The organism is Microcoleus sp. B4-C1 (assembly GCF_036705285.1).
Taxonomy (GTDB): Bacteria; Cyanobacteriota; Cyanobacteriia; order Cyanobacteriales; family Microcoleaceae; genus Microcoleus.
Window position 1 is genome coordinate 79277 of sequence record NZ_JAUBUC010000015.1, and the last position, 13389, is coordinate 92665.

Genomic DNA, 13389 nt, shown 5'->3' on the forward strand with positions numbered 1-13389 from the left:
ACAGGTCCTTCTAGCCCTGCCGGGACAGGTCCTTCTAGCCCTGCCGGGACAGGTCCTTCTAGCCCTGCCGGGACAGGTCCTTCTAGCCCTGCCGGGACAGGTCCTTCTAGCCCTGCCGGGACAATAACGGATCCATTGCCGATACAGGTTCCGGGTACGAGTCCGAGTCCGAGTCCGAGTCCGACTGCGGGCGGGACAACCCCAAGTCCGAGTCCTTCGATCGTCCCCACTCCCACTGCTGCGCCCCCAACTCCTCCGCCTTTGGGCGGCGGGCCGACTCCGCCGAGTTTTACATCTCCGACTCCTAACCAGCCGCCGATCGTGGAAGCGGGCAAGACGGTGACTGGTTTGCAGAATTTGCCTCTGTCTCTGAGCATTTCGGCGCCCAGCGACCCCGAGGGCGATCCACTGTTGATCGCGGTAGTCGGACTTCCCAATCCTACTTTTGGTCAGGTAATTACGGGTACGAACCCAGTCACCGTGAACCAAAAGTTAACCGTTCAGGATTTACTTGGGCTGACATTTCAACCGGGAACAAACGTGATCGGGCAAGCCGGTTCTTTCAGCTACAGCGTAGCTGACGACCAAGGTGGCACCGCAGCAGCGTCAGTGGCAATTAACATCAATTCTTTCGATACCTCCGTAACTGTTCCAACTATTCTGTCGCCGATTGCTGTCGATGACGGCATCGTCTTTACCAATACGAATAATTTGCTGCCCACTTTCATCGACGTGCTGGCGAACGATTCCAGCCCGCAAAAAGGGACACTCAGCATTATCAATGTCAGCACACCACAACTGGGCGTAGCTGTAAATCTTGTCTCTCAAGTGCAATTCATCCCCGGCAACGTAGCGGGTACAACTGCTTTCACCTACAGCGTCAGCGACGGATTCGGGACAATTCCGGGCGTAGGTACTGTCACCGTTCAAATCTTGCCGGCTGATAGCGGGCCTAACAATTTAGTTGGGGGTTCTTTGCCGGACAATTTGGACGGTTTGGCGGGCAGCGATACTATTGATGGTCAAGGTGGCAACGATACGATTAACGGCGGTTTAGATAACGATGTGCTCGTAGGGGGCCTCGGCGCAGATACCATGACAGGGGGTGGCGGCAACAATCAATACCGCTATACCAGCCCTGAACAAGGTGGGCCGGCTTTTGATGCGTCTTCTTCGGCGGCGATCGAGGCTGCGATCGCGGCGGGCGGATACGATGTGATTACTGATTTTAGCGGTCTCGGTGTGCCGATCGCCGATCAGTTTAATTTTGCCCCCGGATTTGCGAATCTTAGCGGTAACACCCAAGTTCTGCTGAATGTGCAGACAACTGTTTCTGCAAATATTCTGGGAGGAACTGCTTTCTTGTTTGCCTACGATTCCGGCGGCAATACTTACATCATTTATGACGGTAATGGCAATAACCTCACCGGCAGCGATTCTCGCATTTTGGCGAAGTTAAATGGTGTAACTGGGGTTTCTGCTCTTTCGGAATTTGACTTGACGTTTATCTAGGAAGATAAGAGGTTTTAAACCGCAGATTAACGCAGATTAACGCCGATTTCCTTGGCAGTTTATCTGCGTTAATTTGCGTTCATGTGCGGTGAAAAATTAAATCCGATTTTCCTCCGAAAACAATCCCAACAAAGGGCCGAGAATAGCACCGAAAACAAAGCCGCCAGCGTGGGCCCAATAGGCAACTCCCCCGGATTCCATGCCGACACTTGCCGGGGCATTCAAGGAAGCCAAGCCGCTCAATGCTTGCTGTGCAAACCAAAATCCTAGAAAGAAGAAAGCGGGGACTCTGACAGTGGTAATAAAAATTCCCAAGGGAAGCAGTGTCAGAACTTTGGCTTGGGGATATCTGAGAATGTAAGCTCCCATCACGCCTGCGATCGCGCCGCTAGCACCCAGGGACGGAATAGCCGATGCGGAGGAAAAAAACCACTGAGTTAGTGATGCTAAAACGCCGCAAGTAAGGTAAAATATTATAAATTTGACGTGTCCTAAACGCTCTTCTACGTTGTTGCCAAAAATCCACAAAAATAACATATTTCCGGCAATGTGCAGAAAGCCTGCGTGCAGGAATTGGGAGCTAATTAGTGTCGTCCATTCGGGAAATGGCGAAACTGGCAGAGCAACCCGACACATATTGCTTAACTGGCAAGGAATTACGGCCCAAGAGTAGAAAAATTCGGTTAATTGTCGATCGCCCAAACTGAGTTCGTACAAAAATACTAATATGTTTGCGGCAATCAGCCCGTAGGTGACGTAGGGAGTGATAGTAATGGGATTTTCATCGCGTAAGGGAACCACAGCCTTTTTTTCCTCATCAAAATATTGGCAACACAGTAGCGCATTTATAGCCCAAGTGTCTCCTGTCTAAAGGAAGAGGGGACAAGCCAATCGATTTTAGATTTTAGATTTTAGATTTTAGATTTAAAGAATTGAAGATTTAAAGAATTGAAGAAAGCGACCTCATATCATTTCCGGTCGAGGGATCGCGATTGTTGTAGGGGCGGGTTCACCAACAATACCTGCCAATAATTGACAATCTCAAAAACCCGCCCCGACCGGGATATTATGGTTAATCCATCGGACATGATATTACGGATATATCCGAGGGCTGGTTAATCGATTTGAGATTTGAGATTTGAGATTTGAGATTTGAGATTTGAAGCATTGAAGAAAGCGACTTTACGGATATATCTGGGGGCTGCTTATCGGATACCATATTTTTTATTTATGCAGGGATGAATCCGAGGGCTTGTACCGCCATCGGATGCCGCAAGCTTCCTTCAAACTCGCCGTGTCCAGCTAAAACAAAAATAAAACCCATTTAATAAAACCCTCCACCTTGCAGTTAGTTGAATATCTGCTTTTTAGTGTTGGGTTTTATTTTACCGCAAAGGCGTATATTGTAGGATTCCAGAGAAAGTTTGTAGTTGCAATATTGGTGGGGTTTTTAACAAGTCCACACAACTACAAACTTATTGATACTCTTGCTGATTACATTTTTACAGCAGGGCTAGTCGAAGGTTTAGGCGACTTAATTTCCTGGGAAACTGCACGGGCGCGGAAGAGTTTAGCAACCACTTGTTCACACTTAGACAAATCCGATTCTATCTCTGTAAAAATGGCCGTTGATACAGGATCTGTGAACTTCACCCGCAGGTTGTTAATATCGACAACACCGGTTTGCAAATCACCGAGAGTGCTCCGCATTAAGAACGTTTCATCGCTTCCTTGCATCGAAGCTTTTAATTTAGCGTACTTGTCAGCAATTTGGGCAGGAATTGAGGGTTTTTCACCAAAATCGTTGAGGCGACTTTCGAGAGCGATGATGTGGTGCTGTTTGTTTTTAATCATTTCTCTCAAGAGCGATCGCAAATCGCTATCTTGGGTTTTTTCCGCATAATGTTCAAAGGCTTCGCAAGCATAGCGTTCCCCTGCGAGGGCGGTATTCAAACCTTTAACAATGTCGCCTTGTGTAGAACCTCCCCAACCATTAGCTAATTTCCACCATTCTGCATTTGTATCAGTTTCTTCTGGCAAACCGACTGCTTTTCCGCCGTAACCGAGGCGAGCCATAATGGCGGTAGTAAATATTGCTAAATCTCCCGGTTGGCGGGAAGTGATCAAGTTGCCGTCAACTACTAAAGCTTCGTTAATGTAGTTAGCTCCGGCATTGATCATGTCTGTTTTAATTGCCAAGAAACCAGTCGCATTTTTGCCTTTCAGCAAGTCGGCTTCAATCAAAACTTGCGGGCCGTGGCAAACAGCAGCGACGATTTTTCCTTGCTCAAATGCTTCTCGTACAAACCTGACTGTGTTGGGATTAGTCCGCATTGTATCTGGAGCCATGCCGCCGGGAATTATCACTGCATCGAATTCTGCGGGCACTGCTTCAGTGGTAGTTCCGTCAGCTTGCTGAGCAACTTTTCCTTGTTTTCCTGCATACTTTTCGTTTGTCCGCGAACCGAGGACAACTACATCAAAATTTGCTTGTTTTAAGGCGTTGTAAGGAACTAGAAATTCGGAATCTTCAACTCCATTTTCAATGAGTATGGCAACTCGTTTTGTGTTGCTACCGTTATGGGTTGTCATAATCAAATTTCCTCAGACTATCTTTGTTCTAAGCATAAATGATTTATGATGTTGTTAGCGTCTTGCTAAAGTGATAAATTAGTTAGTTTTAAAAGATGTCAGCGTGAGCCTTGAGAGGTATTTTACAGGAATTGTCTCAATGCACATAAGAGGCTCCGTTAATATCGATCGTAGTCCCGGTAGCGTGCGTAGCCAAACCCGACGCTAAAAACGCGATAACATTGGCAACATCTTGAGGAGGTGCGATTTTGCCGATCGGGATATCGCGAATAATATCAGCTTCACCGAACTCCTGAATAAACTGATTAGACATTTCTGTACTAACAAATCCCGGTGCAACTGTAAAAGCCAAAATATTATCAGCCGCAAACCCTCTAGCAATGCTGCGAGTTAAAGCAACAATAGCACCTTTAGAAGCGGCGTAGTGCAGATAATTCGGGTCATCGCCGCGAAAAGCAGCGCGACTTGCTATATTAATAATTGTACCGACCCGGCGAGTTTGAAAATGCAGAATAGATTCCCGGCACAAATCGGCAACAGCAACTAAATTAACTTGTAGAGTTTGCTGCCAAGCTGAAGACCAAATATCGAACTCGTCCTCGATACCCGCTGACTGCATAATCCCGGCATTATTAACTAAAATATCAATATGGCCCCGCCATTTTAAAGCATCTCGCCACAAAGTCGAGGCCGCGTTTGCCACCATCAAATCGGCTGCCAATAAATAACAGCGATCGCGCGCAACACTCGCTGCTACCGCTTCAGCTTCTTTCTGACTGCGAAAGTAATGCAAAATCACCTCAGCCCCAGCATTAACCAGAGTCCGCACCGTCACTGCACCAATCCCTTTCGATCCACCAGTTACTAAAATTACCTTTCCGGTTAAATCAATCATTTATGTCTCTCTTTTCTCTTTCTCTGTGACCTCTGCGCCCTCTGCGGTTAATAAAAAAAATAAATCCCCTTCACACACGAAATAGAATTGCTATATGATACAGCACATTCCATCCAATGTGTATGCCATTTTCTCATGCTGATGGATATCTGCAATAGACATTTCCAAAAACTTCCAAATCCTTTCCCCGGTTTGTTTCTATTGGAAATATAGCCACTGCTGAAAGCACTCTAGCTTCTTTGTCCTTAAACTCGATAACTACAGTGGATTAGGCAGCAAAGGTCGAATGAGCTCCATAATTCGATCGGAATTAAAATTATTGATATAATCAGTTAGTGCTTGGGACAAACTTGCTTTTGATTCGGGAATTTGTACGATCAATTCGTTCATAACTTCGGTATCGAGATAGTAAGCTGCTTGATACATTTGTTCTAACCACTGAGGGGACATCACGGATATATCTTCTACAGACAGCGTTTCAACTAATTGTTTTTGTGGAGTTGGTTCTACCACTTCGTAGATATATTGCACTCCCAAATATTTAGCGATTTTGTCAAAAAGTTCTCTCTGCTGAAATGGCTTGCTTATAAAGTCGTTACAGCCAGCCATAATAACTTTCTCTCGATCTTCTTCCAAAACACTCGCAGTTAAAGCAATAATGACAGTTTCTTGGCTCTGAGGGCGTTCTCGAATATATTTAGTAGCTGTGTAGCCATCCACGATCGGCATTCGTAGATCCATCAGAATCAGGTGCGGCCGCCAACTCTCCCACAGTGAGAGTGCCTCCACTCCCTGTTTTGCTTCTCTCACCTCAAAACCAACCGAGGTAAGGATCTCGACTAACAACCGACGATTTTCTTCTAAATCTTCAACAATAAGAATGCGGTAACTCGGTTGTCCAGGAGCTAAACTAATTACTTTTTGATTAATTGATTCTGGGGGTAAGGATTCTGCTTGAGGTAACTGTACGCCAATCTCAAAGGAAAAAGTGCTACCTCGGTTCAAAGTGCTTTTAACCCGAATCTGACCGCCCATAAGTTTGACGAGTTTTTGACTAATGGCTAAACCTAGCCCCGTGCCTTGACTCAAATTATTTCCAGCTTGGGCTTGCACAAAAACCTTAAATAATTTCTCAATTTCTGTGGGCGCAATTCCGACGCCTGTATCCTCAACTTCAAAACATAGGTGACAGGAGGTTGGGTCTCTTTGTGTTGTTCTTACCCGTAGGGTGATGCTTCCTTGATTGGTAAACTTAATCGCATTACCAAGCAGATTGACCAAGACTTGATAGAGTTTTTTCTCGTCACTATGCACAAATTGAGGAATGTCGGGATCTCGATCGACAATTAGCTGCACTTCTTTAGATTGGACTTTAACTTGGAACATTTCTTCAATAGAAGTCAGCAAACTTGTCAAATCAAACTCAGAAAGATTGAGGGTCATCCGTCCGCTTTCTATTTTGGATAAATCTAAAATATCGTTAATCAAGTCCAATAAATGTCTACCGCTACGATTGACAATCTGTAAACGTTCTTGGAGAGAAGGAGTCAGATTTCTCTCATAGCTCATCAATTGCGTGAATCCCAAAATTGAGTTGAGGGGGGTGCGGAGTTCGTGGCTCATATTGGCAAGGAAGACAGTCTTGGCTTGGTTTGCTTCATTTGCCTGCTGAAATTCCAACTCAGCTTGTTTGCGATCGCCAATGTCAATTAAATATCCCAAGATTTCTACTGGTGTACCTGAATTATCTCGAATTAGCCTAAGCTGACCCAGCATCCAGCGATAAACCCCATCGGAGCGACGCAAACGGTATTCGTGGAAGTAAAAATCATTAACGAATAGATTTGCTAAACCATTAAGCACTGGTTCTAAATCATCTGGGTGTAAGTGATTCACCCAAAATTTAGAATCTTCTAAAAACTCGCGGCTTTCGTAGCCCAATATATCTTTGATATTTTCGCTGATGAACGTTGCGCTATAATCGCCAGCAGGTTTACTGCTAAAAATGACAACAGGGCTGTAGTTTAGAAGAAAGTTGAGGCGATTTGTGGTAGCTTGCAAGGCTTGCTCAGCCAGTTTTAGCTCTGTTGCGTCTTCCTGAACGGCAACATATACAGTTCCGTATTCAGGATGCTCAAACCTGGATGTATGAACTCTGCACCAAAAGAGAGTTCCATCTTTCTTTCTATTGTGGACTTCATATTTCGCTTCCCCGCTCTGTTCAATTTGAGTGACCATATCTAGAACGGTTACATCTGGTGTAAAATTTGTATCGACATAATTCAAGACACCAAGGGGTTGACCTGCTAGTTCGCCCTCTGGGTAGCCAAACATAGCGTCAAAGGTAGGATTGGTGTAGACGATCGTGAGGTCTGAGGCTTTGATTAAACAGACTCCTCCTGCCATGTTATTCAGGATAACGCTTTGAATTTCTAGCGTTTTTTGAGCTTCTTTTCGAGCGGTAATTTCTTGAATTTGAGAAATAAAATGCAGTGGCTTTTTTTGTCCATCTTGTACTAGCGAGCCATTAAGAATAATCCAAATAATATGTCCTTGTTTATGGAAATACCGTTTTTCTAGTTGGTAAGTTGAAATTATTCCAGCTAATAGTTGATGTGCATAACTAAGATCCCGGTCTAAATCGTCAGGATGAGTGATGTCTTGGAAAGTTAACGCTAACAACTCTTCTGAGGAGTAGCCAAGAATCTGACATAAGGCAGGATTGACTTTAATCCAGTGCCCATCAAGTGAAACGATCGCCATCCCGATAGAGGCATCTTCAAACGCATGGCGAAACTGCTCTTCACTGTTTCGTAAAGCCATCTCAATTTGTTTGCGATCGCTAATATCGCGTAGAATCACAGTAAATACCGTTTCGTCTCCCATTTCCAGCTTAGAAATAGAGGCTTCAGCCGCAAACTGCGTTCCATCTTGACGACGACCCAAAATCTCGCCTCGTTCTCCCATCCTTCGCGCTCTGCTAGAAGACTGTGCAAAGTGTTTGATATGCTGCGGGTGTGCATCTCTAAACTGTTCTGGTAGCAGTAAATTCAGTGGCTTCCCTAAAATCTCCTCAATTTTATAGCCAAACATCATTTCTGCCCCATGATTAAACAGGGTAATGCGTTGAGTGCGATCGACTGAAATAATTGCATCATTGGCGATTTCTAGAATTCCTGCAAAACGAGCCTGCGATTTTTGTAAAGCATCTGTTCGTTCAGCCACAAGAGTTTCTAAAGTTTCGTTAAGTTTTTTAATTTCTTTTTCGGCTTGTTGGCGCTGGTAATCTATCTGGTTCAAAAAGCGAGCCGTCCCCAAAATGAGAATTGAAAACGTGACAACCATAATAGTTGAACGCAATGTATAGCCAAAATTAGCGTTATACCAGCCTAAATTTTGTCCCTGAAGAGTGAACCAGTTCAGTGTCACTGGAAAGATCATCGCCCAAGGCAGCAACCACCGAACCATGACTCCGCCAACTAGGGGACTGGTTACTACTTGCATTAATCCTTCCTTGGGGCGGAGCCATAAAATTCCTCCATAGAGGATGAAAAAGGTGACGATCGTGTTTAGGGATTGAGTCGTCGTAATTGTGACCAACCGTTCAAGAATATCGACATTGAATAGGTGTGCAAATAAAGCTAGTAGAGAAATTAAAGCTGCAACACTACTAAAAATCTGAGCCAACCAAGTATCCCGTTGGGAATTTTGCCCTAACAGTAACAGTGCTAGTCCCATCAGCACAAAATTTAGGGCGGTATTTATTCCCATTCTTCCCGGATAAGGAGTCGCGGAAGACACAAAATCTCGGAAAAGCCACTGATCGATACCCAGCTTCCAACCAAAAATATACTCGCTCAGCGTCAGCATACCGACGATCATTATCAATCCTGCCATCCCTTGAGCGATGCGATCGTGCAGTCTGGTTTTTTGGTACTGCAACAATCTCAAAGAAACTCCAGCCAGCAAAAAGCAAATTGCCGTGTTTGCTTTCATTGTCGAAGTCATACCGGGAAAACCGGTTTTGAGTAGGGAGATGTCAAATTGCCAACCCAACAGCACGAGACACCCGATCGCAATGACGAGTAGACTTGCCATTTGAGAACTCCGCTTGTTCATAAATCGGCTGCTTGGCTTGAAACAATGTTCTTCTAATGTTACGCGAAGCGAAGAAGGGCTACCACGGGGGGACTGCCCCTAGCTGAATAATTCATATTTTTTATGGTTGCGCCCCCTTGCCAGCCCAATATCTCCGGGCTCGCAGGACTTCTTTGTGGGTAAAATGACTCTTTTAACCGAATAATTAAACTATACTATTTGTGCATATGTTTATATTCCTCTAGCAGGAAACTAGGGAAATCAGTATGATTGTCGATAGAACTAGCGATAGAATTAGCGATCGAGCTACCAACTACCGAGGCAATATTTTAATTGTTGACGATCTGCCTGATAACCTGCGTCTGCTCAGGGATACTTTGAGGGCAGAGGGTTATAAAGTTCGTAGTGCCACGACAGGTGCAATGGCGCTCAGAGCCGCCCAATCGCCATCGACGGAGTTAATCTTACTAGATATTAAGTTGCCCGATCAAGATGGCTATGAAGTTTGCAGACAATTAAAATCTGACGAGCGCACCGCAGAGATTCCAATAATTTTTTTGAGTGCGCTCAATGAAACTTTTAATAAGGTGCAAGGGCTGGCTGCAGGAGGGGTAGATTATATTGCTAAGCCATTTCAAGTCGAAGAAGTATTAGCTCGTGTCGAAACCCACCTAACTATCGGAAGGCTGCAACAAAAACTCCAAAAGCAGAATTTACGTCTCTTGATAGAAATTGAAGAACGGCAACGTCTCGAAGAGTCTCTCTTTGCCGAAAAGGAATTGGCTCAAGTGACACTGCAATCCATTGGCGATGGGGTTATTACTACTGATGCCCAAGGTAATGTGAGATATTTCAACCCTATAGCTGAGCGACTGACAGGCTGGAAAAATCATGAGGTTCAAGGAGTTCATTTCTCGACAGTCTTTCTAATTGTCGATCAAGTAACGCGAGAGCCAGTAGAGAATCCTATAAACAAGGCTCTATTAGAAGAGCGAATTGTGACCTTAGCTAACAATACTATTCTGATTGCCCATGATGGAACCGAGTATCCAATTGCTGACTCGGCAGCACCGATTCGAGACCGCCAAGGTCAAATTATCGGGGCAGTCATGGTCTTTCATGATGTTACGGAATCGCGCTATCTCACCCGTCAACTCTCTTGGGAAGAGAATCACGATGCCCTGACGGGGTTAATCAACCGTCGAAGATTTGAGCAGCACCTAGTTGATGCGATCGCCTCTGTTAAACATAGCAATCACCAGCACGCTCTCTGTTATTTAGATTTAGATCAATTCAAAGTCGTTAACGATACCGTAGGTCATATTGCTGGCGATGAGCTACTGCGCCAAATCACCGCGCTTATTCAACAGGGAGTCCGTGCTCATGATATGCTGGCTCGCTTGGGAGGTGATGAATTTGGTATTTTGCTCACTCAATGTTCGCTCTCTCAAGCAACTCAAATTGCGGAAAACCTCAAAAACCTAGTGCATCAGTTTCGGTTTATTTGGAATGGCCAAACCTTTATCATCGGAGTCAGCATTGGAGTTGTTGCTATTGACCAAACCAGCCAAAATTTGATGGAGCTTCTGGGAGCGGCTGATGCAGCTTGTTATGCCGCCAAAGCCAGAGGCCGCAACTGTGTTCATATTTATAGTCTAGATGATAGCGAGCTAATTAAACAACGTGGTGAGAGACAGTTGATTTCCAAAATTACCCAGGCGCTGGAAACAAATCGTTTTTGTCTCTACTACCAAAAGATTGTCTCTATTACTTCTAAACCATTAGTAGAGCATTATGAGATTTTGCTCAGAATGCTGGACGAAAATGGAAAAATAGTATCTCCTAATGAGTTTATTCCCGCCGCTGAGCGTTACGGCTTGATAACAGAGATCGATTGTTGGGTAATCGAAACTTTATTCTCTAATTATCACAAATTGCCGGAGAAAGATGTTCTTACTCAAGGCTTGTATACGATAAACCTCTCTGGGGCTAGCATTAGTAACAATCAGTTTATGAGGTTTTTAATAGAACAATTTTCTCGTTACAAAGTTCCCCCACAAACCATTGGTTTTGAAATCACGGAAACGGCAGCGATCGCAAACTTTGAGCAAGCCAGATATTTCATGGGCGAACTCAAAAAGATTGGCTGTTGCTTTGCTTTAGATGATTTTGGCAGTGGATTGAGTTCGTTTGCTTATCTGATGAATTTACCAGTTGACTATCTAAAAATTGATGGTGCTTTTGTCAAGAACATTAGTCATAATTTGATTTCTCAAGCGCTCGTTGAAGGGTTTAATCGTATTGCCCATGCGATGAATCTTGAAACTATAGCTGAGTTTGTTGAAGACGAGACTATCTTAGAAAAATTGCGGGAGATTGGAGTAGATTATGCTCAGGGTTATGGGATCGCCCGCCCTGTTCCTATTAATTTTAATCTCTAGTCGATCGCACGCTTGCCAGGGAGCCCATTGCCTCACGCCGGAGCCCTGTCTGGAGGCTTCCCAGAGTCGATCGCCCGCTGCTACAAGGCTAGCTGAATTTGCTGTGTCACATTTAGATCGAATGTGCTGTAATTGTAAAGGATTGAGTGTTCTATTGGAAATAAACCGGAAAATTTGCCATGAAAGCAGTTGCGTTCGATCGCTACGGTTCAGCCGAGGAATTGCAATACCGAGAGTTGTCCAAGCCGATCGCCAAATCCAACGAATTGTTAGTGCGAGTTCGCGCTAGCAGCGTCAATCCCGTAGACTGGAAAATCCGCAAAGGACACCTGCAACTATTAACAGGATTTAACTTTCCTCGAATAGTCGGTTCTGACATATCGGGAGTTGTCGTGGAAGTCGGCGGGGAAGTCACCAAATTTCAACCCGGAGATGAAGTTTATACTTTCTTAAATCCCATCAATGGGGGTGCTTGCGCCGAATACGCTGTCGTGCCAGAATCCGATGCAGCAATTAAACCGAAAAACATCACTCATGCAGAAGCAGCAGGAGTACCGATCGCAGGTTTAACTGCTTTGCAATCGCTCAGGGATTTGGGTGGAATTCAATCAGGAAACAAAGTATTGATTAACGGCGCTTCCGGCGGAGTTGGCACTTTTGCCGTGCAAGTTGCGAAAGCAATGAACGCGGAAGTAACGGGAGTTTGCAGTGCTAAAAATAGAGAATTTGTCAAGAGTTTGGGAGCGGATTTTGTTGTCGATTACGCGGAAGTTGACTTTACTCAACAGCCAGAAAAATATGATATAATTTTAGATGCGGTGGGGACAAGAACCTTTGCTGAATGCGAAAAAGTGCTGCAACCAGAGGGAGTTTATATCTCGACTTTGCCGATTTTAGACAATTTCGCACCGATGTTAACAAGCTGGTTTATATCGGGTAAAAAAGCTAAATTAATTGTCGCCAATGCCAACACCAGCGATTTAGGGGCTTTGCGGGAGTTAATAGAATCCGATAAAGTGGAGCCGATTGTCGATCGCACTTACAGCTTACAAGAAGTAGCAGCAGCCCACGCTTACAGCGAAACGGGCCGCGCGATCGGCAAAATTGCGATCGTGATTGAATAAAGAAGGCACGACACGGATTTTGACATGGATACACGGATTAATTATCGATCGTTCCTTCTACTGCTGATGTCAGAATAAAGAATGAAGAAGGAAGTCGGAGCAATTATGAAATAACTATTCTCAATTTCCAATTTCCAATTAATTACCACTTTCCAATTACCCCTTTCCTCTTCCCAATACCCCTTACCAATTACCAATTTCCTATGACTGTGCCCTCAGACTTGGAGACATCCGAACAAGGTTCCGACAACAACCTAGAACAAGTTAGCGAGGGAAATAGCATTGCACCCATCGCCGATGATTTAGAGGCTGTCAGTAACTTAGAAGACGAAGAAGTTAGCGAAGGAAATAGCATTGCACCCATCGCCGATGATTTAGAGGCTGTCAGTAACTTAGAAGACGAAGCAGTTAGCGAGGAAAATAGCATTGCACCCATCGCCGATGATTTAGAGGCTGTCAGTAACTTAGAAGACGAAGCAGTTAGCGAAGAAAATAGCATTGCACCCATCGCCGATGATTTAGTGGATGTCAGTAACTTAGAAGATAAAAAAGTTAGAGCTAAAAATAGCATTGCACCAATCGCCGATGATTTAGTGGATGTCAGTAACTTAGAAGACGAAGCAGTTAGCGAGGAAAATAGCATTGCCCCAATCGCCGATGATTTAGTGGATGTCAGTAACTTAGAAGATAAAAAAGTTAGAGCTAAAAATAGCATTGCACCAATCGC

7 protein-coding genes and 1 pseudogene are annotated in these 13389 nt (G+C 44.6%); 4 read left to right on the forward strand and 4 right to left on the reverse strand.

Features of this window, described 5'->3' with window-relative positions; genetic code table 11:
• The first annotated feature begins 135 nt into the window (after window positions 1-135).
• Complete coding sequence (locus QUB26_RS08820; protein ID WP_333317564.1) at window positions 136-1512, forward strand: Ig-like domain-containing protein; 1377 nt, start codon at window positions 136-138, stop codon at window positions 1510-1512.
• 96 nt (window positions 1513-1608) lie between these two features.
• On the opposite strand, the gene QUB26_RS08825 is transcribed toward QUB26_RS08820, so the two are convergent.
• The 4 genes from QUB26_RS08825 to QUB26_RS08840 all read right to left on the reverse strand — a co-directional run bounded on the left by QUB26_RS08825 (window position 1609) and on the right by QUB26_RS08840 (window position 9118).
• Window positions 1609-2313, reverse strand: coding sequence for a rhomboid family intramembrane serine protease (locus QUB26_RS08825; RefSeq protein WP_333238721.1), 705 nt, complete (start codon window positions 2311-2313; stop codon window positions 1609-1611).
• 693 nt (window positions 2314-3006) lie between these two features.
• Window positions 3007-4104 (reverse strand): DJ-1/PfpI/YhbO family deglycase/protease, encoded by a 1098-nt coding sequence (locus tag QUB26_RS08830; protein ID WP_333238724.1) that lies wholly within the window; start codon window positions 4102-4104, stop codon window positions 3007-3009.
• Window positions 4105-4240: 136 nt separating this feature from the next.
• Complete coding sequence (locus QUB26_RS08835; protein WP_333238726.1) at window positions 4241-4999, reverse strand: SDR family oxidoreductase; 759 nt, start codon at window positions 4997-4999, stop codon at window positions 4241-4243.
• A gap of 258 nt (window positions 5000-5257) precedes the next feature.
• Entirely contained in the window at window positions 5258-9118 is a 3861-nt protein-coding gene (locus QUB26_RS08840; RefSeq protein WP_333238728.1) for a PAS domain S-box protein, read from the reverse strand.
• Window positions 9119-9363: 245 nt separating this feature from the next.
• Between QUB26_RS08840 and QUB26_RS08845 the strand changes: the two genes are divergently transcribed.
• The 3 genes and pseudogenes from QUB26_RS08845 to QUB26_RS08855 all read left to right on the forward strand — a co-directional run.
• A complete protein-coding gene (locus QUB26_RS08845) occupies window positions 9364-11538 on the forward strand; it encodes an EAL domain-containing protein (RefSeq protein WP_333317566.1) in 2175 nt (724 codons plus the stop codon).
• Window positions 11539-11717: 179 nt separating this feature from the next.
• Window positions 11718-12662, forward strand: a complete 945-nt coding sequence (locus QUB26_RS08850; RefSeq protein ID WP_333238732.1) for an NAD(P)-dependent alcohol dehydrogenase — start codon at window positions 11718-11720, stop codon at window positions 12660-12662.
• A 203-nt stretch (window positions 12663-12865) separates the two neighbouring features.
• A pseudogene (locus tag QUB26_RS08855) lies at window positions 12866-13389 on the forward strand (hypothetical protein); the annotation flags it as partial.